This is a genomic window from Betaproteobacteria bacterium (genome assembly GCA_016194905.1).
Lineage (GTDB): Bacteria > Pseudomonadota > Gammaproteobacteria > Burkholderiales > JACQAP01 > JACQAP01.
Window position 1 is genome coordinate 1 of sequence record JACQAP010000008.1, and the last position, 24,773, is coordinate 24,773.

The following is a 24,773-nucleotide window of genomic DNA, read 5'->3' on the forward strand; positions in this document are numbered from 1 at the left end:
GGCGGCCCACGAAACAGGCAATGAGGCAGACGAGGACTAGCGCCAGCAACATCGCTGGCGCTCCCCATATCAGAAAACCGGCCTGTCGATTTTTAGGATAAACCGGTCTTGACGTATTAGTCAAGTACTGCGTAATCGCCTATCTTTGATTGTCGCTAAATCGCTAAAATCAGAGCCACTCAATAAAAAGGTCCCCATACTTTGCGACAGATCAAATCGATGGGCTGCAAGCTCTGAAAGGTCAATCGATTTCAGACTAAACCTTCCTTTGGTGTTTGGATGAGTAGCGAGCTCCTGTGAAACCTCTGGATGTGCATTTACATGTGCCATAAATATGTCGCGCGAAAGAACTTCGACAGCGCCCCAAGCTAGCACCGCCCCTTGGAGGAGTAGTTCGATCGATGCTGTGCGGAACTCCTCGTTTTCCAAACTAGAAGTCAAATACCTATAGGCTTGAAAGGCGAGACTGCGTAGCCCGTCAGTTGACTCAAATTCATCAGAAAACTTCTTCCGTGTGCTTTCTAAAGCTGCCTCCTCGAGCTCTGGAGACATATCGCCGCTGCATTCGCCCTCCGATACCTCAAGAGGTATTTTCCGAATTCGTTCCGCCATTAGTAGTTGCTGAAATCGCATGTCGCTCGCACGATTGCTCGCAAACGTAATCGGTAGAGCGACAACAGCAATCAGAGCGTCAATATTTCCAACAAACGCTTCCCCTGCGGACTTATACGTCCCGGGCAGCTTACCCGCCGCATCCCTAAGAGGGGAAAGATACCAATCCTTATCGAAGCTAGAAAAGAAGTTCTGATAAACCGTGTTCCCTATCCGCCGCTCTTCGGGCGTGAGATGGCCCCATGACCTTCCTTTGGAAGCCATTGGAGCTTTAGAACGCATTTATCAAACCGTTCAAATTGTTGATCGAGTTGGACGTTGAAATACTTGCTCTCGTGACCTGGCAACAACCCAGTATCCGGGAACTCTAGTTCTTAAAGAAGATTCGAAAGAAGATTCCTGGCCCCGCTCCCCCTCCCCGCTGCTGGTATCGATCGAAGAAAAATATTCTGTCTTTCGCGTTCCTTTGCGTCCTTTCTTGCCCTTCCTTTGCGCCCTAAAAGGGTACTCCGACGTGCTGGGCACGTAGGGTATTTGCGTCAACGCCCCTGCGCTTGGGGTACTAGATATTCAGGCCGCGCTTCTCACCACCGCCCGCGGCGCCTTCGCCTGATTCATCTTCGCGACCGCCTCGTACGAAATCGGGAAAGGCGGCCGATCGACATAGCGCCCGCTGCCCTCGACGACATCGAGTTTGCCGTTGGCCCAGCAGACGCGTCCCTGCGACAGCGTATAGCTCGGCACACCTTTCACGGTCATGCCTTCGAAGATGTTGTAGTCGACTTTCTGGTGATGCGTCTTCACGGAGATCTTGCGCGTGGCTTCCGGATCCCAGACGGCAATATCGGCATCCGCGCCCACGCCGACGAAACCCTTGCGCGGATAGATGTTGAAGATCTGCGCGGCATTGGTCGAGGTCACACGCACGAACTCGCTCGGCGTCAGCCGCCCGGTATTGACGCCGTGATGCCAGAGCACGGTCATGCGGTCTTCGACGCCGCCGGTGCCATTGGGAATCTTGCTGAAGTCGTTGCGGCCCGCCGCTTTCTGCGGTTCGCAGAAGCAGCAGTGGTCGGTCGCCGTCGTTTGCAGATTCCCGGATTGCAGTCCGCGCCAGAGTGCTTCCTGGTGCTCCTTCGGGCGGAAGGGCGGGCTCATGACGTGGGCAGCGGCCGTGAACCAGTCCTTGTTCCAGTAGACGCTGTCGTCGATCAGCAGGTGGCCGGCCAGGCATTCGCCGTACACGCGGCGGCCTGCGTTGCGCGCGCGCGTGATCGCGTCCAGCGAGTCCTTGCAGGAGACGTGCACTATATAAAGCGGCACGCCGAGCACGCCGGCGATGCTGATGGCGCGGTTCGCCGCTTCGCCTTCGACTTCCGGCGGGCGCGACAGCACATGGCCTTCGGGACCGGTGATGCCCATGTCGAGCAGCTTCTTCTGCAACTGGAACACGAGTTCGCCGTTTTCCGCGTGCACCGTGGGCATCGCGCCGAGTTCCAGGGCGCGGCTGAAGCTGTTCACCAGCACTTCGTCGTCGGCCATGATGGCGTTCTTGTACGCCATGAAATGCTTGAAGCTGTTGACGCCGTGCTTCGCCACGAGCGTGCCCATGTCGTCATGGACGGTCTTGTCCCACCAGGTCACCGCGACGTGGAAGCTGTAGTCGGCGGCGGATTTCTTCGCCCAGCCGCGCCACTTGTGGAAGGCCTCGAGCAGGTTTTCCTTCGGCGACGGAATGACGAAATCGATGATCATCGTCGTGCCGCCGGCGAGGCCGGCGGAGGTTCCCGACAGGAAATCTTCGCTCGCCACCGTGCCCATGAAGGGCAGTTCCATGTGCGTATGCGGGTCGATGCCGCCGGGCAGGACGTATTGGCCGCCGGCGTCGATGGTCTGCGCGCCGGCCGGCGCCTTGATGTTCTCGCCGACCGCGACGATCTTGCCGCCGTCGCACACGACGTCCGCACGGAAGCTGCGATCTGCGTTGACTACGGTGCCGCCTCGGATGAATACAGACATGATGTGTCCTCCTTGTTCAGTCGCTGATGCTTGTACGAAAGGTCAGGATGTTGCGATCCGGCTCGGATTGTTCGGATGCGTGGTCCAGTCGCCATAGCCGCCGACCTTGTCACCGGTGCGCGGGTCGATTGCGCCGTCCGGTAATGTCACCAAGGTCAGGCAACCCTCGACCGGACAGACGTTCACGCACAGGTTGCAGCCGACGCATTCCTTGTCGATCACCTCGAAGTGGCGCCGGCCGTCCTTTTCCTTCGAGATGGCCTGGTGCGACGTGTCCTCGCAGGCAATGTAGCAGCGGCCGCACTTGATGCAAAGATCCTGGTCGATGCGGGCCTTGGCCACATAGCGCAGATTCAGGTGCTCCCAGTCCACGAAATTCGGCACGGCCTTGCCCACGAATTCCGGCACGCTGCGATAGCCTTTGCCGTCCATCCAGTTGTTCAGGCCATCGATCATGCTCTCGACGATCTTGAAGCCGTACACCATCGCCGCGGTACAGATCTGAACGTTCGCCGCGCCCATCGCCATATATTCCGCCGCATCGCGCCAGGCTTCGATGCCGCCGATGCCGGAGATCGGCAGTCCGGCGCATTCCGGATCGCGCGCGATCTCGCCGACCATGCGCAGCGCGATCGGCTTCACCGCCGGACCGCAATAGCCGCCGTGCGCGCCGCGTCCGCCCACGCTGGGTCCCGGCGACATCAGGTCCAGATCGACGTTGACGATCGAACTGATGGTGTTGATCAGCGACACGGCGTCCGCGCCGCCTTTTTTCGCGGCCCGCGCCGGCGTGAGAATATTGGTCACGTTCGGCGTGAGCTTGACGATCACCGGCAGGCGGCTGTACTGCTTGCACCAGGCCGTCACCATCTCGACGTACTCCGGCACCTGGCCGACCGCCGCGCCCATGCCGCGCTCGGACATGCCGTGCGGGCAGCCGAAGTTCAGTTCGATGCCGTCGGCGCCGGTGTCCTCGACCATCGGCAGGATGTGCTTCCAGGATTGTTCCTCGCAGGGCACCATCAGCGACACGACCAGCGCGCGGTCCGGCCACTCGCGCTTGATCTCGCGGATCTCGTTCAGGTTCGTCATCAGCGGCCGGTCGGTGATGAGCTCGATGTTGTTGAAGCCGATGAGCCGGCGGTCGTTACCGAACACCGCGCCATAGCGCGGCCCGCTGACATTCACGATCGGCGGATCTTCGCCGAGCGTCTTCCAGACCACGCCGCCCCAGCCGGCTTCGAAGGCGCGGCGCACGTTGTAGGCCTTGTCGGTCGGCGGCGCGGACGCCAGCCAGAAGGGATTCGGCGAGGGGATGCCGACGAAAGAAGAAGACAGGTCAGCCATGGGCAGCTCCTTTGGCCGGCGCGGCGCGCAGCACGTTGTTATGAAACCAGGCGTCTATCGATGCGGCGGCGCGCTTGCCGTTTTCCACTGCCGCGACCGTGAGGTCGAGCCCGCCTGCCACGCAGTCGCCGCCGGCCCAGACACCGGCAAGCGAAGTCTGGCCGTCGTCATCGGCCTCGATGCGGCCGTCGCGCATTTCCAGCACCTGTTTGCCGCCTTCGACGAAAGGGTCCGTGACCAGCACCTGGCCGATGGCCTTGAACACCATGTCCGCCTCCAGGGTGAATTTCTCGCCGGTGCCGGCAAGACGGCCGCTCGCCTGCGCCTTCGTATATTCGAACTCGATGCCGGTGAGCGCTCCGTTCGCGGTGACCAGCCGCAGCGGCTGCGACCAGTGCTTGATGCGCACGCCGTTGACCTGCGCCCAGTCCCGTTCCTTATGGCTCGCGCCCATCTGTTCTGCGCCGCGACGATAGACGATGGTCACGTCTTCCGCGCCGAGGCGCTTCGTCTGGCAGGCGATGTCGATCGCCGTCATGCCGCCGCCGATGACGACGATCCTGCGCCCGACCGGCAGCGCGGACAGATCCTTCGCCTGGCGCAGGGTCTCGATGTACTTGATGGCGTCGTGTACGCCCGAAATCCCGCCATCCTCGATGCCGAGCCCGTTCACGCCGGCGAGGCCGATGCCGAGGAAGACCGCATCGTGATCGCGGCGCAGTTGCGCGAGCGCGATGTCGCGCCCGAGGACTTTTCCGGTTTGCACGTCGATGTTGCCGACAGCCAGCAGATAGTCCACTTCGTGCTGCGCGATACCGCCGGTCACTTTGTAAGCGGCGACGCCATATTCATTCAGGCCGCCGAGCTTCGGCCGCGCATCGAACACCGTAACCTTGTGGCCCAGCGTCGCCAGCCGGTGGGCACAGCCCAGCCCGGCCGGCCCGCCGCCGACTACTGCAACGTGCCTGCCGCTCGCCGGACCGGCCTTGAACAACTGCACGCCCGCATCGAACAGCCAGTCCGTCGCGTAGCGCTGCAAGGCCCCGATCCTGACGGGACGTTCTTCCTGTGCCGTTCGCACGCACACACCTTCGCACAGCACCTCGGTCGGACAGACGCGGGCGCACACCGAGCCCATGATGTTCTGCGTCAGGATGTCCTTCGCCGCGCCCTTGGGATCGCCGGTGGCGATCTTGCGGATGAAGCTCGGGATGTCGATGGCCGTCGGACAGGACTGCACGCACGGCGCGTCGTAGCAGAAGTAGCAGCGGTCGGCCTCGACCAGCGCCTGCGCCGGAGTCAGCGGTGGGTGCGAGTCCGCGAAATTGCGCGCGTACTGTTCGGGCGGAAGTCGTTTGTCGCGGATGTCGCCCACGGGATTCCTCTACAGCGCCGCGCTGATCGCGCCGTAGCTTTCCGGCCGCCGGTCGCGGAAGAACTGCCACAGTTCGCGCACTTCGCGCACCATCTCCAGGTCCAGGTCCGCCACCAGCAGCTCATCCTTGTCGCCGCTCGCCTGCGCGACGATCTTGCCGCGTGGGTTCACGAAGTAGCTGGAACCGTAGAACTTGCCGATGTCCCATGGGGACTCGGTGCCGACGCGATTGATCGCGCCGACGTAATAGCCGTTTGCCACCGCCGCGGCGGGTTGTTCGATTTCCCACAGGTACTGGCTTAAGCCGGCCACCGTCGCCGAAGGGTTCACCACGTACTCGGCGCCGTTCAATCCCAGCGCGCGCCAGCCTTCCGGGAAATGCCGGTCGTAGCAGATGTAGACACCGAGCTTGCAATACGCGGTCTGGAATACCGGGTAGCCCAGGTTGCCCGGCTTAAAGAAGAATTTCTCCCAGAAGCCCGCCACCTGCGGGAGGTGGTTCTTGCGGTACTTGCCGAGGAATGTGCCGTCCGCGTCGATGACCGCGGCCGCGTTGTAGTAAACGCCCGTCATCTCCTCTTCGAAGATCGGCACGACGATCACCATCGAATATTTCTTCGCGTATTCGCGCATCAACTGAGTGGTCGGGCCATCGGGAATTTTCTCGACGGCGCGATACCACTTCTTGTCCTGGCTCGGACAGAAATACGGCTGCGTGAAGACTTCCTGGAAACACAGTACCTGCACGCTTTGTTTGCCCGCCGCATCGATCAGCGGCAGATGCGCTTCCACCATCTTGTCGCGGATTTGCTGGGGCGACATGCCGGTGTCGCCCTTGAGACCCATCTGGATCAGTCCCGCTTTCAATGTTGTCATGCTCTTTCCTTTCTCCTCGTGCCCTCACCCTCGGTCCCTCTCCCGGAGGGAGAGGGAGGAAAAGCCCTTCTCCCTCCGGGAGAAGGGTTGGGATGAGGGAAAGCGGCGCAATCGAACAGTGGCGCCGCTTATTTCTGCGCGGCTTCCCACACCTTGTGCGTCCACGCACCCTGCGGTTTCTTGCTGATGACCGGATCGGACTTGCCGGTCAGCAGCGTCTTGACCGTGCGATCGTAGGCCGCCGGCTCCAGGAAGCCCAGCTTGCCGCCTTCCACCAGCTTGGCGATTTCGCTCATCTGCGTGGTCTGATGCCCCTTGGTCTGGGCGCCGGAAGCGTCGTTCTCGAGCACGATCTTAACCGCTTCTTCCTGATGCTTGATGGCGTAGTCCCAGCCTTTCAGCGAGGCCTTCAGGAAGCGCGCAAGCTTGTCCGCCATCTTCGCGTCGGCGAGCGATTTCTCCAGCGTGTACAAGCCGTCTTCCAGCGTCGCCACGCCCTGGTCTTCGTACTTGAAGACGATCAGGTCGTCGGCCTTCATGCCGGATTCGATCACCTGCCAGTACTCGTTATACGTCATGGTCGAAATACAGTCGGCCTGCTTCTGCAGCAGCGGATCGACGTTGAAGCCCTGCTTCAGTACCTTGACCGCATTGGCGTCGCCGGAAGTTTTGTAGCCGAGCTTGTCCATCCACGACAGGAAGGGATATTCGTTGCCGTAGAACCAGACGCCGAGCGTGCGTCCGGCGAAGTCTTTCGGCGTCTTCACGCCGGAATCCTTGCGGCAGGTCAGCATCATCCCGGAGCGCTTGAACACCTGCGAGATGTTGACGAGCGGCACCCCCTTTTCGCGCGTGGCGAGCGCGGAAGGCATCCAGTCCACGATCACGTCGGCGCCGCCGCCGGCGATCACCTGGCTCGGATTGATGTCCGGACCGCCGGCCTTGACCGTCACGTCCAGGCCCGCCTCCTTGTAGAAGCCCTTGTCCTTCGCCACGTAATAGCCGGCGAACTGCGACTGGGTCACCCACTTCAGTTGCAACGTCAGCTTGTCCTGCGCGAAGGCGATGCTGTTACCGAACGCAAACAGTGCCAGACCCAACAAAAAATTGCGGCTTTTCATTTTTCCTCTCCTGAGTTCCGCCAAAAAACGTAACTGCGAAATGCGATCACCCGCGATAGGACGGGTGCCAGAACGTGCAAACCCGTTCGATCGCGGCGATCGCGCCATAGAAAACCGATCCAGCCAGGGCGGCGACCGCGATCGCCGCCCAGACGACATCGACATTTAGTTTTGCCACTTCCGTGCTGATGCGAAAACCCAACCCCAGTATCGGCGAACCGAAGAACTCGGCGACGATCGCGGCGATCAGCGCCAGCGTGGAATTGACCTTGAGTGCATTGAACACGAACGGCAGCGCCGAGGGCAAGCGCAGCTTGGCGAAGGTCTGGCCGAAGCTGGCGCCATAGGAATGCATCAGATCGCGCTGCATGGCGTCGACCGAGGCCAGGCCGGCCAGCGTGTTGACCAGCATCGGGAAGAAGGTCACCACGGTGACTACCGCCGCTTTCGACTGCCAGTCGAACCCGAACCACATCACCATGATAGGCGCGATGCCGACGATCGGCATCGCGCTCGCAAGATTGCACAGCGGCAGCACACCGCGCTTGAGGAAGGCGATGCGGTCCGCGATCATTGCGGTGACGAAGCCGGCGGCGTTGCCGATCGCGAAACCAGCAAGCACCGCCTTCATGAACGTCTGCCGGAAGTCCGGCCACAGGATGTCGGCGCGATTACCGAGTACCGTCGCTACCTGCGACGGCGAGGGTAGCAATACCTGCGGAACCGCGAAGCCGGTCACCACGACCTGCCAGAGATACAACAGCGCCAGCCCGAACAATCCCGGTGCGAGCAGCGCGGCGACGCCGTGGCCTGTCGACCGCGCAAGAACGTCGAGCCGCTGCCAGAGAAACAGCGTCCAGCCGGCGACGAACAACCACAGTCCCGGCGCCTGCATGCCGAAGGGGCCTGGTCCGCCAAGGAGGATCAGTGTTCCCGCTGCGCCAGCAATCAAGCCTACCGCGGCGGCCACATGATCGACCGCGAAAGAGCGCGGCCACAGACACAGCACCGCTCCCGCGCAGGCAATCAGCGCAAAGGCGAACGCGGCGGTATTGGCCATCCAGCTCGCGCCCCCCGCCGGCACCATCAGGCCGGCGGCCATCAGGATGATGGCGATCAGGTAAGTGCGGCGGCTGGCGTTCATGCGGGGGCCACCTCCTTCACCGCAAGTAGCATGCGTGCATCGAGCTGTCGGTGTCCGGCGGCAATCGCGGGCGGTCGCATCCCCATGGAATGGGGCCCCTGCTTCCTGCTCATGCCGCCCCCTGCCTGCTCATGACCAGTCGTTCGGCAACGGCAACCATGGACACCAGGACCACGCCGACCAGTGACGCCATGATCAATGCCGACCAGATCTGCATCGTCTGTCCGTAATACGACCCGCTCAGCAGCCTTGCTCCCAGGCCCGCTTGTGCGCCGGTGGGCAATTCGCCGACGATGGCGCCGATCAGGCTCGCCGCAATCGCCACTTTCAGACTGGCGAACAGGAACCCGGTGGCAGAGGGCCAGCGCAGTTTGCGGAATACCTGGGCGCGGCTGGCGCTGTAGGTGCGCATCAGATCCAGTTGCAGGGGATCGGGCGAGCGCAGCCCCTTGACCACACCGACGGTGACCGGAAAGAAACACAGATACATCGAGATGATCGCCTTTGGTAACAGCCCGCCGAAGCCCAGATTGCCGAGCACGACGACGATCATCGGCGCGATCGCGAGTATCGGCACGGTCTGGGAGGCGATGATCCACGGCAGCAGGCTGCGATCGAGCATCGGCAGATGAATGATGCCGATGGCGAGCGCAATCCCGAGCGCTGCGCCGAGAACGAAGCCGAGCAGGGTCGCGGACACGGTCACGCCGGCGTGATAGATCAGGCTGCGCTTGCTGTCGATGGGGGTGGCGAAAACCGTCTGATAGAAATCCCGCGCGATCTGATGCGGCGCCGGCAGCACCGGTCGCTCCATCGACCAGGTCGCATCGACCAGTTGTCGAACCGTCCAGTTGCCACCGTCGCGCGCGAAACGGTCGATCACCTGCGGCGCGTTGAGCCATACGGCGAGCGCGTACCAGCCCACGACCACGATCGCGAGGACCGCCACCACCGGCGCAGCGTGAAATGTGAACCGGGTTCCCGCTGTCGTCCAGGCGGCCGCGGGCAATGCGGAGACCTCAGTCGTCATAACTGTGTCCGGCACGCAACGCCTGGCGCACGCGGTGCGCCACTTCCAGGAAGCCGGTCGTGTCGCGAATGTCCAGACCGCGATCGGGCGGCAGCTTGTTTTCGACGATTTCCAGGATGCGCCCGGGCCGCGGACTCATCACGACGATCCGGTTCGACAGGAATACCGCTTCCGAGATCGAATGCGTGACGAACACGACGGTCTTCCCGGTCTGATGCCATAGCTGCAGCAGTTGCTCGTTGAGGTGATCGCGGGTGATCTCGTCCAGTGCCCCGAACGGTTCGTCCATCAGCAGGAGTTCGGGTTCGAAGGCGAGCGCGCGCGCGATGGAAACGCGTTGCTGCATGCCACCGGACAATTGCCACGGGAATTTCCGCTCGAATCCCGCCAGGCCGACCATGGAAAGATATGCGGCGGCTCGGACCTTGCGCTCCGCGGCCGGTATGCCGATGATTTCCAGGGGCAGCAGCACGTTGCGCAACACATTGCGCCACGCGTAGAGCGCCGGCGCCTGGAACACATAGCCGTATGCACGCTTGAGACGCGCCTGTTCCGGACTGACGCCATTGACCGTGATGCGGCCGGCGCTCGGTGTCGCCAGATCGGCGATGACGCGCATCAGCGTCGTCTTGCCGCATCCGGAGGGACCGATGAAAGAGACGAATTCGCCGCGCCGGATCTGCAGGTCGATGTTTTCGAGCGCGGTGACCGGCGCATCGGCGGTTTGAAACGTCAACGAAAGCCCGCTGATATTGACGGCAATCCCGGACGGTTCGGCGAATTTCTCCACTGCTTGTAGCGGTGATGCGGCGCGCACGGCAGCCCGTTCGGGCAATGCAAAAGCCTTGTCAGGAGTCGACACTGCGGTCACCGTACAAACCACTCTCGAGGGATGAACTGAAGTTGGGACACGACGTTTGTGCTCCGCTAGTACGCAACCGCTGTGCCAATACACAGTCGCTCTGCTAACGCAATCGCTGTGCCACGGTTTTGTGCCAGCGCGGCGCCGCGATCCGAAGCCTGGCGCGTCGAATCCTAAGCGCAATTCGGATTCCGACAGCCTACTCCGCGACGAAGGCGGAGTCCACGCGCCTATCGGTGGTGCGGACCGGACTAGCCGTGCACCGGCGTGTGGCGCCAGGGAGGGACCGTGACAGGTTACGGATGACGGGTGTGGTGATCGACTACAGGGCCGAGGTTCGAGGGCCGAGTGGAAAAAGGCATCAGGCACCTACTCGAACCTCGAACCTCGGCCCTCGTCCCTCGGCCGCGGTCTCAGGCGGCAGAGCTACGTCGGGTGACGGATGACGGGTTCGCAGCCCACCGGGAAATTCACCGAGCTGGCGATGAAACATTTCTCGTGCGCATCGTGATGCAGCCGCCTGGCGGTTTCGAGATCCGATTCCGGTGTGACCGTTATCTGCGGCCGCAGCGTCACTTCCAGAAAACGACCACCGCCGTCTCCGGTTTCTTCCATGATCCCACCCGCCTGATCCTCGTAGTCGAGCACGACGACCTTGTTGACCGCACACACATGCAGATACCAGAGCATGTGGCAGGTCGACAGCGAGGCGACCAGCAATTCTTCCGGGTTGTATCGCGATGCGTCGCCATGAAATGCCGAATCGGACGACGCCGGTATCGCCGGTTTGCCCGGACCGCGGATTTCATGATTGCGGCTGTAGGCGCGATACGCGGACGTGCCCGTGCCCATGTTGCCGGTCCAGCGCACCGTGGTTTCGTAGTGATGATGCTTGGCCATGCCAGCTCCTGTAACAGATTAGCGATGAGCGATGAACTTCTTCAAGCGTTCGATGCCTAGCGCCAAGCGGTCTTCGCTGGCCGCGAAGCACCAGCGGACAAAGCCTTCGCCTTCCGGTCCGAAGGCAATGCCCGGCGCCAGCCCGAGTCCCGTCTCCGCGACCAGGCGCTTGCAAAACGCCAGGCTGTCCGTCACGCCGCGCACCCTGAAGAAGGTGTACATCGCGCCTGCAGGCAGCGGCGCTTCGATGTCCGCAATTTCCCGCAGTTGCGCGGAAAGAAAATCGCGTGCTTTGTGAAAACGCCGCTGCGTGCGCGCAATCACCGCATCCCCCTGCTCGATGGCGACGATGCCGGCGCGCTGGACGAATCCGGGTGCACAGGATGTGTTGTACTCGATCAGCGTGCCGATTCCCGGCATCAATTCCCGGGGCGCCACGATCCAGCCCAGCCGCCAGCCGGTCATCAGCCAGGATTTGGAGAACGTATTGGTGCTGACGATGCGGTCCTCGGCATTGCCGATGTCCAGGAACGAGGGAGCCACGCCATTGCCGTAGTAGAGGCGCTCGTAGGCGTCGTCGCCGAGCATCCAGATGCCGTGCCGGCGGCAATGCGCGAGGATCGCGGTCTGCTCCTCCCGGCTGACGGTCCAGCCGGTCGGGTTGTTCGGCGAGTTGATGTAGATCGCACGCGTGCCGGGAGTCAGCGCATCGAGCAGGCGTTCCAGATCGAGTGCCCAACCGTTTGCGCTGAAAGTCAGCGGGAAGGTCAGTGCTTGCGCGCCGAGGATCCTGGGGATTTCCACCAGGTTGGGCCACACCGGCGTGACGATCACGACGCGGTCGCCCGGACCAATCAGTGCCTGGGTCGTCAGCATCAATGCCGACATGCCCGAATTGGTGACCGCGATGTTGTCGGGGGCCGCCTCGACCTGCGAGCCGTGCAGCCGCGACACGTAGGCGGCGATCGTATCGCGCAGTTCGGGAATGCCGAAATTCTGCGTATAGAAGGTGTCGCCCCGCTGCAGCGCCTCGATGCCGGCCTGGCGAATGAACTCGGGGGTCACTTCGTCAGGCTCGCCGAACCAGAAAGCGAGCAGGTCTTTTCCTCCCATTGCGGCATTGGCGACTTCGCGGATCTTGGAGTTGCGCAGGGCCTGGACGGCGGGGCGGGCGGCTAGGGAACTGACGTTCATAGGCCTGAATCTCGGAAGGAGCGGCATTTTCTCATACCGGAGGCCCACCTCTCCCCCACCGGGCGGGGAGAGGTAGTGGGGGGCTTGACAGGGTTTGGTAATTGTACCAAACTTTTTGGTAATCATACCAAGGAACGGCGATGGCCCCGGACAACGCAACCGACGTGAGACAGAGAATCCTCGATGCCGCCCTCGCCCTGATGGCCGAGCATGGCTTCATGGAAGTGACGCAGCCCAAGATCGCCAGGGCGGCCGGGGTGCGCCAGAGCCACCTGACTTATTACTTTCCGACCCGCAGCGAGCTGTTGAAGGCGGTCGCGGTGCATTCCATCGAGACCCTGCTCGGTTCGCTGGTGGCCGGTGCATCGGCGGGGAAGCTGACGCCTGAACTGTTCGCGCAGTTCGCCGGCGAAGCGCTGGCCGACAAGCGGCGCGCGCGTGTCATGCTCGGGCTGATCGTCAGTTCGGAGCAAGACCGGGAGATCAAGCAGTTCCTGCGCGACTTCATCGTGCGCGTACGCGCCGCGATGACCGATGTCGCACAACTGCTCGGCAGGGAACCGGATCAAATCAATATTGTGGCGCTGCACATGCTCTTCGTAGGCGCCACTATTCTGAATGTCGCGCGGGACGACGCGAACTCCAGGCGCGAATGCGCCGAGATTGCGCGCATTGCGATCGAGACCTTTCTGCCCGGGGGCGAGCCCGTACCTCCGCAGGAACGTCAACGGAGAAGGAAATGAAGGCCGCTTTACGCAGTTGTCGCTTTATTTTTATCGCCCCGATCGCGCTCCTGGCGGCGGGTTGCGGCGAACCGAAAGCTGTCGCCTACCAGGGTTATGTCGAAGGCGAGTATGTGCTAGTTGCATCGCCGGATGCGGGGTCGCTGCAGTCGCTGAATGTCGCGCGCGGGCAGAATATCGAGAGCGGCGCGGCGTTGTTCACGCTGGAGCGCGAAAACGAAACGGCGGAAAAGCGCGAAGCCGAGGAGAGATTGCGTGCCGCGCAGGCCAAGCTGGAGAACCTGCGCAAGGGACAGCGCGCGCCGGAACTGGAGACCTTGATCGCCGAAGCGGAGCAAGCCGAGGCCGCGCGCAAGCTTTCGGCTTCGCAGCTCGCGCGCAATCAGCAATTGTTCGAAAGCGGATTCATCTCGTCAGCGGGGCTGGACGAAGCCAAGGCCAACCTCGCACGCGATCGGGCGCGCGTGGAACAGGCTCAGGCGCAGATCCGGGTCGCGAGGCAGAGCGTCGGACGTACCGGCGAACTCGCCGCGGCGCAGGCGGAAATCGACGCCGCCAAAGCGGTAGTGGCGCAGGCCGACTGGAAACTCGCGCAGAAAGCCCAGCGCGCGCCGCAGGCTGCACTCGTGCAGGACACCTTCTTCGTGCAGGGCGAGTGGGTGCCCGCCGGCAAACCGGTGGTCAGCCTTCTGCCGCCTGCCAATATCAAGTTACGCTTCTTCGTGCCGGAAGCCGTGGTCGGTCAGTTGCACACCGGCCAGGGCGCGAAAGCCAGTTGCGACGGTTGCGGTGCGCCAATCGCCGCAACCATCAGCTATGTCTCGCCGAAAGCCGAGTTCACGCCTCCGGTCATTTACAGCAAGGAGTCGCGCGCCAAGCTGGTCTTCATGGTGGAAGCGCGGCCTGCGGCGGCCGACGCGGTGCGCCTGAAGCCCGGACAGCCCGTGGATGTCACCCTGTGAACGCCGGTTACGTCATCGACGTGCAGGGGCTGAACAAGCATTTCGGCGACAAACACGTCGTCAGGGATTTCTCCCTCAGGGTAAAGCGCGGCGAGATCTTCGGCTTCCTCGGTCCCAACGGCAGCGGCAAGACCACGTCCATCCGCATGCTGTGCGGATTGCTGACCCCGGACAGCGGCAGCGGCACCTGCCTCGGCTACGACGTGATTCGCGAGACCGCGGCGATCAAGCGCGAAGCCGGCTACATGACGCAGCGCTTTTCGCTGTGGGAAGACCTCACGATCCGCGAGAACCTGGATTTCGTCGCACGCATGTACGGCATGCCGAACCGCCGCCAGGCGGTTGACGCTGCGATCGCGCAACTCGGACTGAGCGCGCGCCAACGACAACTTGCCGGCTCGCTGTCGGGCGGATGGAAGCAGCGACTGGCACTGGCCGCCTGCATGCTGCACAACCCGAAACTGCTGTTGCTCGACGAGCCGACCGCGGGTGTCGATCCGAAGGCGCGTCGCGATTTCTGGGAACAGATCCATGCGCTGGCCGCCGGCGGCATCTCGGTGTTGGTTTCCACGCATTACATGGACGAAGCCGAGCGCTGCCACCGGCTGGCCTACATCGCCTACGGCAGGCTGCTATCCTCGGGCACGGTCGAGGAAGTGATCGCCCAGCAACAGTTGGTAACGTGGATGGTGTCGGGCCAGGATCTGCATTTGCTGGAAAATCAATTGCGCGAACTGCCCGGCGTCGGGCAAGTCGCACCGTTCGGTTCGACGCTTCACGTCACCGGCCTGGATGCAGCGGCGCTGGACGCAGCGATCGCGCCGTTCAAGGATGACCCGCGTTATCGCTGGCAGCGGACCAACGCGACCTTGGAAGACGTATTCATCCACCTGATGGATAACGTGGCGGATAACTTCCAATGAAGTTCAACCGTTTCTCCTTTTCGCGCTGGATCGGTATCGTGGTCAAGGAGTTCATCCAGCTCAGGCGCGACCGGCTCACCTTCGGCATGATCGTCGGCATCCCCGTGATCCAGTTGCTGCTGTTCGGTTTCGCCATCAATTCCGATCCGAAGTCGCTGCCGACCGCGGTACTGTCGCAGGACAACAGCCAGTACGCCCGCACGATCGTGGCCGCCCTGCAAACCAGCGGCTACTTCAGGGTGGTACGGCAGGTATCCACGGAAGCGGAGCTCGAGGACTTGCTGGCGCATGGCAAGGTGCAGTTCGTCGTCACCATCCCGGCGGGATTCGAGCGTGACCTGGTGCGCGGCGGGCGGCCGACGCTGCTGATCGAGGCCGATGCAACCGATCCGTCGGCCACCGGCAATGCGATTGCGGCGCTCGGGCCGTCGATCGAAACCGCGCTGTCGCACGATCTGAAAGGCGTGCTGGGTGATCAGGCGCCGGCATTGCCTGCCGTGGATCTGCGCATCCATCGCCGCTACAACCCGGAAGGCGTGACGGCCTACAACATCGTGCCCGGTTTGCTTGGCGTGATCCTGACCATGACCATGGTGCTGATGACCGGGCTGGCGATGACCCGCGAACGGGAGCGCGGCACCTTCGAGAATCTGCTCGCCACGCCGGCGCTGCCGATCGAGGTGATGACCGGGAAAATCGTTCCCTACATTCTCATAGGCCTGATCCAGGTCACGCTGGTGCTGCTGGCGGCGCGCTACATATTCTCGGTGCCGATGCAGGGCAATATTCTGTTGCTGTACGGCGTGGTGCTGATTTTCATCGCGGCGAACCTGACGCTCGGCATTACGTTCAGCTCGCTCGCCAGGAATCAGTTGCAGGCCATGCAGATGACTTTCTTCTTCTTCCTGCCTTCGATGCTGCTGTCGGGATTCATGTTTCCGTTCCGCGGCATGCCCGACTGGGCGCAGGTGATCGGCAACGTGCTGCCGCTGACGCATTTTCTCTCGCTGGTGCGCGGGCTGATGCTCAAGGGAAATGGAATCTACGACCTGTGGCCGCAACTCTGGCCGATCCTGTTGTTCATGGCGGTGGTGCTGGGGGTGGGGCTCAAGGCGTATCGAAGAACGTTGGACTAAAAAAACGGCCGGTCCCTGGACCAGGACCGGCCGAAGCGGTGAGGCTTTTGGACCCCACCCGCACAGGTGGTGAAGTGCGCTACATGTGGTTTGCAGCCGCCGTGATCATTCCGATACGACGCTGGATGATCTGATCGCGATCGGTGGCGCTGTTGCGCAGCGCGGTGAGCAGCGTCGTATCGTCGGTGGAGCCCGGGCCGAATCGCGCCGGAACAGGCGCTGCGTCGCGGGTGCGCGTCTGGGCGATGGCGAAAGCAGTGAACAAAGTCTGGGTTTTCATCCTTGTTGCCTCCTGGCTGCTGCGGTTGATCGGCGGGCGCGGCGCCATGTTGCTCAGCAGCGCGACGTCATGGAAGCGTTATGAAAGGGGTTGCTACCTCGGCGCCTCGCGGTATCATCTGGTTAGCCTTTCAGGCTTCCCGGGGGAGGGACCATGTCGCAGGCAGTCGCGGTGGTGGAGGCGCTGAAGCGCTCGCTCAAGGCAAAGAAGCTGACCTATGCGCACGTGGCGCGCGGGCTCAAGATGAGCGAGGCCAGCGTCAAGCGCATGTTTTCGTCGCATCACTTCACGCTGGAGCGTTTCGAGCAGGTTTGTCAGATCGCGGGGCTCGGCCTGACCGAACTGGCGCGGGAGGTGGACAGCGAGAAGAACTACATCTCCCACCTGACGCTCGAGCAGGAACGTGAAGTCGTGGGCAACGCCAAGCTGTTCCTGGTCGCTGTCTGCACGCTCAATCACATGACCCTGGAACAGATTCTCGCGACCTACGACGTCCCGAAATCGGAGTGCATCCAGTTGCTGCTCAAGCTGGACAAGATCAAGTTCCTCGAACTGATGCCCAACAACCGCATCAAGCTCAAGGTGTCGCCCAATTTTGCCTGGCTGCCGAATGGGCCCATCCTGCAGTACTTCAAGACGCAGGCCCAGCACGAATACTTCCGTTCCCGCTTCGACGGCCCGAACGAGATCATCATGGTGATCAATGCCATGCTTTCGCCGGCATCGAGCGCACAGGTCGTTGCCAAACTGCGCAAGCTGGCGAGCGAGTTCTCCGAACTGCACAACGACGACAAGCAGCTGTTGATCGGCGAACGCCGCCCGGCCAGCGTGGTGCTCGCGCTGCGTCCCTGGGAGCTGGATGACTTCAACAAGCTGCGCCGCAAGCGTCGGACGCGCGCCGCTGCCTGAAGGGGTCCTGACTCCGGGTTCACGGCCGTGCTAGCATCGTCGGCGTCGCGGAGCGTGCGATTGAGCGCGGCGCTTCGCCAGGGGCTAGGGAAGAGGGACTAGGGGCTAGGGTTCAAGCGGCTAGTGCTTCCGGCCCGCTGGTCCGGGACCAAATCAAGCCTGATAACAAAATCCAACGAGGAGTTATGAGCACAACACAACTGCAGAATTACATCGCCGGCGAATGGGTTGCCGGCGCCACGATGTCGAAGGACGTCAATCCGTCCGACACCGGTGACGTCATTGCCGAATACGCGCAAGCGGACAAGGTACAGGCCGAGCGGGCAGTGGAAGCGGCACGCGCCGCCTTCCCGGCATGGGCGACGTTTGGCGTGCAGGCACGCGCCGACCTGCTCGACAAGGTCGGCAACGAGATCATCGCGCGCAAGGACGAACTCGGCAAACTGCTGTCGCGCGAAGAAGGCAAGACGCTGCCGGAAGGCATCGGCGAAGTGGTCCGGGCGGGGAACGTCTTCAAATTCTTTGCCGGCGAAGTGCTGCGCCGTTCCGGCGAACTGATACCGTCCGTGCGTCCCGGCATCGACGTCGAACTCACGCGCGAACCGGTCGGTGTCGTCGGCATCATCGCGCCGTGGAATTTCCCGGCTGCCATTCCCGCATGGAAGATCGCGCCGGCGCTGGCCTACGGCAACTGCGTGGTGTTCAAGCCGGCCGATCTGGTGCCGGGCATGGCGCACGCGATTGCAAAGATCCTCGTCGACGCCGGCGTTCCGAAGGGCGTTTTCAATTTTGTCATGGGCCGCGGCAGCGTCGTCGGCGAAGTGCTGGTCAACGACAAGCGCGTCGATGCCATCACTTTTACCGGCTCGGTCGAGACCGGCAGGCAGGTCGCCGCCAAGGCGATCGCGCGCATGGCCAAGTTCCAGCTCGAAATGGGCGGCAAGAACCCGCTGGTGGTGCTCGACGACGCGGATCTGAAGACCGCGGTCGAATGCGCGGTCAATGGCGCGTTCTTTTCGACCGGCCAGCGTTGCACGGCCTCGTCGCGGCTGATCGTGACCAAGGGCATTCATGACAAATTCGTTGCGGCGGTAGTCGAGCGCCTGAAGGGCGTGAAAGTCGACAACGCGCTCAAGCAGGGCACCGACATCGGCCCCGTGGTGGACAAGAACCAGCTCAACCAGGACCTCTTCTATATAGAGGAAGCCAAGAAGGAAGGCGGCAAGCTTGCTTTCGGCGGAAATCCGGTCAAGCGCGAAACCGACGGCTTCTATCTGGAGCCGGCGCTGTTCACCGAGACCGTGAACACCATGCGCATCAACCGCGAGGAAGTGTTCGGTCCGGTCGCTTCGGTGGTGGCGGTGAAGGATTACGAGGAAGCGCTGGCGGTCGCCAACGACACGCCGTTCGGCCTTTCATCCGGCATCGTCACGACCTCCCTGAAACAGGCCTCGCATTTCCGCAAGAACGCGCAGGCCGGCATGGTCATGGTGAACCTGCCGACCGCGGGTGTGGACTATCACGTGCCTTTCGGCGGACGCAAGGGCTCGAGCTACGGTCCGCGCGAGCAGGGACGCTACGCGGCGGAGTTTTTCACCACGGTGAAAACCAGCTACGTGCTGGCCTGAGCATGAACCGGCGACGTCTTCGATCCGGCGCATCGGCGGCATTGTTGTGCCTGGCGTGCAGTGGTGTCTTCGCGGCCGACGATGAGCGCATCGTGCCGGCCAATGAGGAGCCGCGCCATGTGGTCAAGCTGGAAAACGAATGGGTGCGCATCATCGACGTCGAAATTCCGGAGGGCGAACAGACGCTGTATCACACCCATTCGCTCGACTATCCCTACGTACTGGTGACAAGTGTCACGCTCTACAACCAGATCCACGGGCAGGAACCCAGGGACGTGAAAATGCAGGCGGGCTTCATCGGTTACTACAACGCCTCCTCGAAAGGCGCCTACACGCATCGCTTCATCAATCGCGGGCCGGGCACGTTCCGCGCGATCGGCATCGAACTGCTCAAGCCGATGGAGGATCCCGCAGCGCCGAACGCAGCATTGCCGACCTTGACCGGCGCCGAGACCGCGCTCGACAACGCGCGCGTCGGCGCTTACCGCGTCAAGCTCGCACCCGGGGCAACGATCGGTCCGCTGACGATACCAGGCCCGAGTATCCGCGTGGCGATGGGCGAGGGAAAAATGGTGCATGAAACCGAGGGCACGCAAACCGAAATGCATCTTGCGCCGGCACAATTCGTGTTCCAACCGCAGACCACCGCAGTGACCTTCACCAATACAGGCGCCGCGGAACTGGAACTGGTCGAATTCGTGCTGAAGTAAGCGTTGCCGGGACAAGAAAAAAGGGCGCCTCGCGGCGCCCTTTTTTGCTCCGTTGCCGATGCAACCGGCATCGAAGACTTGTTTCCCTCCAACCAACAGCCTTTCCCGGGAAAGGTAAGAAGGAGACCAGCGGGACCGCCCGGACAGGCAGGCCATAAGCAGGCCATAAGACATGCGTGCCAGCGCGGTTTTAGATACCTTACTGCCGTGTCTGACATTGGCGCAGGCTTCAGGTTCCCAGTCGCCCTAGGAAGACTGCGCTTGAGCACTCGCGTCCACGGAGCATAACGCCGTCATGTTGACGAGGCGCCGCACCGTCGCGCTGGGCGTCATGATGTGAACCGGCATCGCCGCTCCGAGCAGGATGGGGCCGACCGTAATCCCTTCCCCTCCGAGCATCTTGAGCAGGTTGAAGGAGATGTTGGCGGCGTCGAGGTTGGGCATGATCAGGATGTTGGCTTCGCCCTTGAGTCGGCCGTCGGGATGAACGTGCGACCGGATCGCTTCCGAGAGCGCCGCATCGGCATGCATCTCGCCGTCGATTTCCAGTTCCGGCGCAATCCGCTCGATCGCATCCAGCGCCTGGCTCATCTTCAGCGCCGAGGGAGAATCGTCGGAGCCGAAATTCGAGTGCGAAAGCAGCGCCACCTTCGGCGCGATGCCGAAGCGGCGCACTTCCTCGGCCGCCATTACGGTGATTTCGGTCAGTTGTTCGACCGACGGATCTTCGTTGACATAGGTATCGCTGATGAACACGGTGCGCTTCGGCAGCATCAACACGTTCATCGCCGCAAAAACGCTGGAACCGCGCCTCAGGCCGATGATGTTGGCGACATGCCGCAGATGGTCCTTGTGCCGGCCGAAGGTACCGCACAACAATGCGTCGCCGTCCCCCCGGCGCAACAGCATGGCCCCGATCAAAGTATTGGACTGGCGCACATGCACCTTTGCGTCATCCGGAGACACGCCGCGCCGGCGCATCAACTTGTAGTACTCGGTCCATACCTCCTTGTAGCGGGTATCGGACTCCGGGTTCACCAGCTCGAAATCCCGACCCGGCGCGAGCCGCAGGCCGAAGCGCTCGATGCGCGTCTCCACCACTTCCGGACGCCCGATCAGGATAGGCCGTGCGAGCTTCTCGTCCACCACGACCTGCGCGGCGCGCAATACCCGTTCGTCCTCGCCCTCGGCATAGATCACGCGCTTGGGTGTTTTTTTTGCCGCGGCGAACACCGGCTTCATGAAGAAGCCGGACTGATAGACGAAGTTGGTGAGTTGCTCGCGGTAGGCCTCCAGATCGGCGATGGGCCGAGTGGCGACCCCGCTTTCCATCGCCGCTTTCGCCACCGCCGGTGCGATACGGGTAATGAGCCGCGGATCGAAGGGCGTGGGAATGATGTAATCCGGACCGAAGGACAGGTTCTCGCCCCCATAGGCCATTGCCACCACGTCGGATTGTTCGGCCTGCGCCAACTCGGCGATGGCGTGCACGCAGGCGAGCTTCATTTCCTCGGTGATTTTGGTGGCGCCGACGTCGAGCGCGCCGCGGAAGATGAACGGGAAGCACAGCACGTTGTTGACCTGGTTCGGATAGTCCGAGCGGCCGGTGGCGATGATTGCGTCGGGCCGCACCGCCTTGACCTCCTCCGGCAGGATTTCCGGCGTGGGATTGGCAAGCGCGAACACCATCGGCCTGTCGGCCATCTTCTTGACCCAATCCTGCCTCATTGCGCCGGGCCCGGACAGGCCGAGAAAGATATCGGCGCCGGCGATCACGTCGGCGAGCTGGCGGGCGTCGGTCTTGCATGCATAGCGGGCCTTGTTCGGCTCCATTTTGTCGTCGCGGCCCTCATAGATCACGCCTTTCGAGTCGCAGACGAAAATGTTTTCGCGCTTGAGTCCCAGGCCGCACAGCAGATCGAGGCAGGCGATGGCCGCGGCGCCGGCGCCGGAGCACACCAGCTTCACCGAGCCGATTTTCTTGTTTACTACCTTGAGTCCGTTGCTCACTGCCGCGCCGACGATGATCGCGGTGCCGTGCTGGTCATCATGGAACACCGGTATCTTCATGCGCTCGCGCAGCTTGCGCTCGATGTAGAAACATTCGGGCGCCTTGATGTCCTCGAGGTTGATGCCGCCCAACGTCGGTTCGAGCGCCGCGATCATGTCCACCAGCTTGTCGGGATCGTTTTCGGCGAGCTCGATGTCGAACACGTCGATGCCGGCGAATTTCTTGAACAGGCAGCCCTTGCCTTCCATCACCGGCTTGCCGGCGAGCGGGCCGATGTTGCCCAGTCCAAGCACCGCGGTGCCGTTGGTGATCACGCCGACCAGGTTGGCGCGCGAGGTCAGTCGTGCAGCGCGTGAGGGATCGGCTTCGATGGCCTTGCAGGCATAGGCAACGCCTGGAGAATAAGCGAGCGCAAGATCGCGCTGATTGATGAGCCCCTTGGTCGGGGTAACGGATATTTTTCCAGGCGTCGGTTTCTCGTGATACTCGATCGCCGCCGCTTCGAGCTGGTCGTTCATGATGCGCTCCTCCTGTAGATGGATTTTTATAACGGCGATGATACTCGGGGCGCCCGATTTGTCATCATCCGGTTATGAATTTCACAATGCGGGATAACTCGCGCCGGGTTGGGCGCAGCAACCTTTGCTGCGCCGCGAGCATCCTGCTTCGCGTTATTCTATCGACCGCTTGCAGGCGGACCCCCCAATTTTGCTCCGGCAATCACAACCCAGGTAAGCATGAACTCCGAAGCGCATAACCTTTCCGAGCCGATGCCGCCCGTCCGCGTTGCAGCCAGCCTGCGCGCGCTGTCGGTGTTGTTGCGTTTCGCGACGCCTTATCGGCGGCGCATGGTCCTTTTCAGCCTCGCGTTGATCGTGTCCGCCGGCTGTTTCCTGGTCATCGGCCAGGGACTCAAACAAGTGGTCGACCGCGGCTTTTCCGGTGGCGATCCGGCAGCGCTGAACCAGGGGTTGTTCTTCCTGTTGACGGTGATCGTGGTGATGGCGAGCGCGACCTGGGTGCGCTTCTATCTGATTTCCTGGTTGGGCGAGCGCGTGATCGCGGACATCCGCCGCAAGGTGTTTTCGCACTTGCTTACGCTGTCGCCCGCCTGGTTCGAGCAGACCCGCACCGGCGAGATGATTTCGCGGTTGACCACGGATACCGCGCTGCTCGAGCAGATCGTCGGCACCAGCGTGTCGATGGCGTTGCGCAACGGCCTGCTCGGAGCCGGCGCGCTGGTCATGCTGACGCTCACCAGTTGGAAGCTCACGCTGCTGGTATTGCTCACTGTGCCGGTTGTGATCGTTCCGATCGTGTTGTTCGGCCGCCGCGTGCGCAAGCTGGCGCGCGCCAGCCAGGATCGCGTCGCGGACCTCGGCGCCTATGTGGACGAAGCGCTGCACGAGATCCGCACCGTGCAGGCCTACGGCCACGAGGAAACCGACCGCAAGCTGTTCGGCCGCCGCATCGAGGCCGCGTTCGATACCGCGCGGCAGCGCATCCAGGTGCGCGCATCGCTGATATCGGCGGTGATCGTGCTGGTGTTCGCCGGCATCGGCATCATCCTCTGGATCGGTGGGCACGACGTGCTGGCCGGAAAGCTGACCGCGGGCGAGTTGTCCGCCTTCGTATTTTATGCCGCGATGGTGGCCGGCGCGGCGGCGGCGCTGAGCGAAGTCATGGGCGACCTGCAGCGCGGCGCCGGCGCCGCCGAACGGCTGATCGAAATCCTCGACACGAATCCCGCGGTCGTCGTACCGGAGAATCCGCTTGCGTTTCCGCAGCCGGCGGTCGGATCGGTCGAGTTCGACGCGCTGACTTTCCACTATCCGTCCCGACCCGCCAGTGCCGCGATACAAGACTTCACGCTGGATATCGCGCCCGGCGAAAAGCTGGCGCTGGTGGGGCCATCGGGCGCGGGCAAGTCGACGGTGTTCCAGTTGCTGCTGCGCTTCTACGATCCGCAGCGCGGCACGATTCGCATCGACGGCGTCGACATCCGGCGCGTGGATCCGATGCAGCTGCGCAACCGCATCGCGCTGGTGCCGCAGGAGCCGGCGATTTTCGCGGCCAGCGTCACTGAGAACGTACGCTACGGCAGGCCCGACGCGGCCGATTCCGATGTCAGGCAGGCCTGCGATGCGGCGTTCGCCACGGAATTCATCGAGCGCCTGCCGGAGGGATTCGACACTTACCTGGGCGAGCGTGGCGTGCGCTTGTCGGGTGGCCAGCGCCAGCGACTGGCGATCGCCCGCGCGGTTCTGTCGAATCGCCCGATCCTGCTGCTGGACGAAGCCACGTCCGCGCTCGACTCCGAGTCTGAACGCATGGTGCAGATCGCACTCGAGCGGCTGATGGAGTCACGCACCACGCTGATCATCGCGCACCGGTTGTCCACAGTGAAAAGCGTGGATCGCATCGCGGTGATCGACCGGGGCCGGCTCATCGGGGCGGGCACGCACGAAGAACTACTTGCCTCCAATCCCCTCTACGCCCGGCTCGCCGAACTGCAGTTCGGTGTCTGATTCTTGAACCACGGAGGACGCGGAGGACACGGAGGAAAAGCAAGAGCAAAAAATGCTCCGACTACACTGTTGCCGTGGCTGATCATGATCCGTCGCAGCAAGAGTTGGCGGCGCAGCTTTGCGAACAGTCACTTTCCTTTTAACCCCGAATGGTTTTTTCTCGCTTTGTTTTTCCTCCGTGTCCTCCGTGTCCTCCGCGGTTCAAAACTAACTGCTTCGAGCAGTGCGGCGCTCGCGGCGCCACTGCCACGGGGGTTCGGGATCGTTGTCGCGCCACAATCCGCGGCACTCGCTTTTTGCCTGGCGCTCCGCTTCCAGATAGGGCTTGCGGTCTTCGACCGGCAGTTCGCGCAGGCATTGCGCAAACACCCAGGCCGAACCTTTCCCGATCTGTTCAAGATCGACGTCGACACCGTCTCGATTTTGCCGACGATGCGGCCATAGCGATCGGTCTTGGACCACT

Annotated in this window: 22 protein-coding genes; 9 read left to right on the plus strand and 13 right to left on the minus strand. The window is 62.5% G+C overall.

Features of this window, described 5'->3' with window-relative positions; all coding sequences use genetic code 11:
• Nucleotides 1-120 precede the first annotated feature (120 nt).
• From HY067_03465 to HY067_03515, 11 genes are all read right to left on the minus strand, one after another.
• Nucleotides 121-894 carry a hypothetical protein gene (locus HY067_03465; GenBank protein ID MBI3527003.1) on the minus strand — a complete coding sequence of 258 codons (774 nt, stop codon included), beginning with the start codon at nt 892-894 and terminating at the stop codon, nt 121-123.
• Nucleotides 895-1,182: 288 nt separating this feature from the next.
• The gene (gene hydA, locus HY067_03470; GenBank protein MBI3527004.1) at nt 1,183-2,631 is read right to left on the minus strand and encodes a dihydropyrimidinase; all 1,449 of its coding nucleotides are present in this window, start codon (nt 2,629-2,631) and stop codon (nt 1,183-1,185) included.
• Between the two features lie 42 nt (nt 2,632-2,673).
• Nucleotides 2,674-3,978 (minus strand): NAD-dependent dihydropyrimidine dehydrogenase subunit PreA, encoded by a 1,305-nt coding sequence (preA, locus tag HY067_03475; GenBank protein MBI3527005.1) that lies wholly within the window; start codon nt 3,976-3,978, stop codon nt 2,674-2,676.
• Nucleotides 3,971-5,353, minus strand: a complete 1,383-nt coding sequence (locus HY067_03480; protein MBI3527006.1) for an NAD(P)-dependent oxidoreductase — start codon at nt 5,351-5,353, stop codon at nt 3,971-3,973. Before HY067_03480 ends, preA begins: the two co-directional genes overlap by 8 nt.
• Nucleotides 5,354-5,362: 9 nt before the next feature.
• Nucleotides 5,363-6,229 (minus strand): acyltransferase, encoded by an 867-nt coding sequence (locus HY067_03485; protein ID MBI3527007.1) that lies wholly within the window; start codon nt 6,227-6,229, stop codon nt 5,363-5,365.
• Between the two features lie 128 nt (nt 6,230-6,357).
• Nucleotides 6,358-7,350, minus strand: coding sequence for an ABC transporter substrate-binding protein (locus tag HY067_03490; GenBank protein ID MBI3527008.1), 993 nt, complete (start codon nt 7,348-7,350; stop codon nt 6,358-6,360).
• Between the two features lie 46 nt (nt 7,351-7,396).
• Nucleotides 7,397-8,494: an ABC transporter permease gene (locus tag HY067_03495; protein MBI3527009.1), complete on the minus strand. Its 1,098-nt coding sequence runs from the start codon at nt 8,492-8,494 to the stop codon at nt 7,397-7,399.
• Between the two features lie 109 nt (nt 8,495-8,603).
• Nucleotides 8,604-9,524 carry an ABC transporter permease gene (locus tag HY067_03500; protein MBI3527010.1) on the minus strand — a complete coding sequence of 307 codons (921 nt, stop codon included), beginning with the start codon at nt 9,522-9,524 and terminating at the stop codon, nt 8,604-8,606.
• Nucleotides 9,514-10,341: an ABC transporter ATP-binding protein gene (locus HY067_03505; GenBank protein MBI3527011.1), complete on the minus strand. Its 828-nt coding sequence runs from the start codon at nt 10,339-10,341 to the stop codon at nt 9,514-9,516. Before HY067_03505 ends, HY067_03500 begins: the two co-directional genes overlap by 11 nt.
• 471 nt (nt 10,342-10,812) lie before the next feature.
• Nucleotides 10,813-11,286, minus strand: a complete 474-nt coding sequence (locus HY067_03510; protein ID MBI3527012.1) for an OsmC family protein — start codon at nt 11,284-11,286, stop codon at nt 10,813-10,815.
• An 18-nt stretch (nt 11,287-11,304) separates the two neighbouring features.
• On the minus strand, nt 11,305-12,480 hold the full coding sequence (locus HY067_03515) for a pyridoxal phosphate-dependent aminotransferase (protein MBI3527013.1): 1,176 nt from the start codon (nt 12,478-12,480) through the stop codon (nt 11,305-11,307).
• A 140-nt stretch (nt 12,481-12,620) separates the two neighbouring features.
• Here HY067_03515 and HY067_03520 point away from each other — a divergent pair, with 140 nt between their 5' ends.
• The 4 genes from HY067_03520 to HY067_03535 are packed head-to-tail and all read left to right on the plus strand — an operon-like array spanning nt 12,621 to nt 16,244.
• Complete coding sequence (locus HY067_03520) at nt 12,621-13,223, plus strand: TetR/AcrR family transcriptional regulator (protein ID MBI3527014.1); 603 nt, start codon at nt 12,621-12,623, stop codon at nt 13,221-13,223.
• Entirely contained in the window at nt 13,220-14,185 is a 966-nt protein-coding gene (locus HY067_03525; GenBank protein MBI3527015.1) for an HlyD family efflux transporter periplasmic adaptor subunit, read from the plus strand. Before HY067_03520 ends, HY067_03525 begins: the two co-directional genes overlap by 4 nt.
• Nucleotides 14,182-15,108, plus strand: coding sequence for an ABC transporter ATP-binding protein (locus tag HY067_03530; GenBank protein ID MBI3527016.1), 927 nt, complete (start codon nt 14,182-14,184; stop codon nt 15,106-15,108). Before HY067_03525 ends, HY067_03530 begins: the two co-directional genes overlap by 4 nt.
• A complete protein-coding gene (locus HY067_03535) occupies nt 15,105-16,244 on the plus strand; it encodes an ABC transporter permease (GenBank protein MBI3527017.1) in 1,140 nt (379 codons plus the stop codon). Before HY067_03530 ends, HY067_03535 begins: the two co-directional genes overlap by 4 nt.
• 79 nt (nt 16,245-16,323) lie before the next feature.
• Here the strand turns inward: HY067_03535 and HY067_03540 are convergent, their stop codons facing one another.
• Nucleotides 16,324-16,524, minus strand: coding sequence for a hypothetical protein (locus HY067_03540; GenBank protein ID MBI3527018.1), 201 nt, complete (start codon nt 16,522-16,524; stop codon nt 16,324-16,326).
• Nucleotides 16,525-16,677: 153 nt separating this feature from the next.
• Here HY067_03540 and HY067_03545 point away from each other — a divergent pair, with 153 nt between their 5' ends.
• From HY067_03545 to HY067_03555, 3 genes are all read left to right on the plus strand, one after another.
• Complete coding sequence (locus tag HY067_03545) at nt 16,678-17,433, plus strand: XRE family transcriptional regulator (GenBank protein ID MBI3527019.1); 756 nt, start codon at nt 16,678-16,680, stop codon at nt 17,431-17,433.
• A 185-nt stretch (nt 17,434-17,618) separates the two neighbouring features.
• A complete protein-coding gene (locus HY067_03550; protein MBI3527020.1) occupies nt 17,619-19,061 on the plus strand; it encodes an aldehyde dehydrogenase family protein in 1,443 nt (480 codons plus the stop codon).
• A 2-nt stretch (nt 19,062-19,063) separates the two neighbouring features.
• Nucleotides 19,064-19,771, plus strand: a complete 708-nt coding sequence (locus HY067_03555; GenBank protein MBI3527021.1) for a hypothetical protein — start codon at nt 19,064-19,066, stop codon at nt 19,769-19,771.
• Between the two features lie 246 nt (nt 19,772-20,017).
• Here the strand turns inward: HY067_03555 and HY067_03560 are convergent, their stop codons facing one another.
• The gene (locus HY067_03560; GenBank protein MBI3527022.1) at nt 20,018-22,300 is read right to left on the minus strand and encodes an NADP-dependent malic enzyme; all 2,283 of its coding nucleotides are present in this window, start codon (nt 22,298-22,300) and stop codon (nt 20,018-20,020) included.
• Nucleotides 22,301-22,552: 252 nt separating this feature from the next.
• On the opposite strand from HY067_03560, the gene HY067_03565 reads away from it, so the two are divergent.
• Complete coding sequence (locus HY067_03565; protein ID MBI3527023.1) at nt 22,553-24,310, plus strand: ATP-binding cassette domain-containing protein; 1,758 nt, start codon at nt 22,553-22,555, stop codon at nt 24,308-24,310.
• Nucleotides 24,311-24,394: 84 nt separating this feature from the next.
• Complete coding sequence (locus tag HY067_03570) at nt 24,395-24,754, plus strand: hypothetical protein (GenBank protein MBI3527024.1); 360 nt, start codon at nt 24,395-24,397, stop codon at nt 24,752-24,754.
• The last annotated feature ends 19 nt before the right edge of the window (nt 24,755-24,773 follow it).

Coding starts and splice junctions, on each gene's coding strand:
- HY067_03465 (MBI3527003.1), bottom strand. CDS start 894: ATGCGTTCTAAAGCTCCAATGGCTTCCAAAGGAAGGTCATGGGGCCAT.
- HY067_03545 (MBI3527019.1), top strand. CDS start 16,678: ATGTCGCAGGCAGTCGCGGTGGTGGAGGCGCTGAAGCGCTCGCTCAAG.
- HY067_03565 (MBI3527023.1), top strand. CDS start 22,553: ATGCCGCCCGTCCGCGTTGCAGCCAGCCTGCGCGCGCTGTCGGTGTTG.
- HY067_03540 (MBI3527018.1), bottom strand. CDS start 16,524: ATGAAAACCCAGACTTTGTTCACTGCTTTCGCCATCGCCCAGACGCGC.
- HY067_03515 (MBI3527013.1), bottom strand. CDS start 12,480: ATGAACGTCAGTTCCCTAGCCGCCCGCCCCGCCGTCCAGGCCCTGCGC.
- HY067_03570 (MBI3527024.1), top strand. CDS start 24,395: ATGATCCGTCGCAGCAAGAGTTGGCGGCGCAGCTTTGCGAACAGTCAC.
- HY067_03500 (MBI3527010.1), bottom strand. CDS start 9,524: ATGACGACTGAGGTCTCCGCATTGCCCGCGGCCGCCTGGACGACAGCG.
- HY067_03555 (MBI3527021.1), top strand. CDS start 19,064: ATGAACCGGCGACGTCTTCGATCCGGCGCATCGGCGGCATTGTTGTGC.
- HY067_03550 (MBI3527020.1), top strand. CDS start 17,619: ATGAGCACAACACAACTGCAGAATTACATCGCCGGCGAATGGGTTGCC.
- HY067_03520 (MBI3527014.1), top strand. CDS start 12,621: ATGGCCCCGGACAACGCAACCGACGTGAGACAGAGAATCCTCGATGCC.
- preA (MBI3527005.1), bottom strand. CDS start 3,978: ATGGCTGACCTGTCTTCTTCTTTCGTCGGCATCCCCTCGCCGAATCCC.
- HY067_03495 (MBI3527009.1), bottom strand. CDS start 8,494: ATGAACGCCAGCCGCCGCACTTACCTGATCGCCATCATCCTGATGGCC.
- hydA (MBI3527004.1), bottom strand. CDS start 2,631: ATGTCTGTATTCATCCGAGGCGGCACCGTAGTCAACGCAGATCGCAGC.
- HY067_03510 (MBI3527012.1), bottom strand. CDS start 11,286: ATGGCCAAGCATCATCACTACGAAACCACGGTGCGCTGGACCGGCAAC.
- HY067_03560 (MBI3527022.1), bottom strand. CDS start 22,300: ATGAACGACCAGCTCGAAGCGGCGGCGATCGAGTATCACGAGAAACCG.
- HY067_03525 (MBI3527015.1), top strand. CDS start 13,220: ATGAAGGCCGCTTTACGCAGTTGTCGCTTTATTTTTATCGCCCCGATC.
- HY067_03490 (MBI3527008.1), bottom strand. CDS start 7,350: ATGAAAAGCCGCAATTTTTTGTTGGGTCTGGCACTGTTTGCGTTCGGT.
- HY067_03535 (MBI3527017.1), top strand. CDS start 15,105: ATGAAGTTCAACCGTTTCTCCTTTTCGCGCTGGATCGGTATCGTGGTC.
- HY067_03485 (MBI3527007.1), bottom strand. CDS start 6,229: ATGACAACATTGAAAGCGGGACTGATCCAGATGGGTCTCAAGGGCGAC.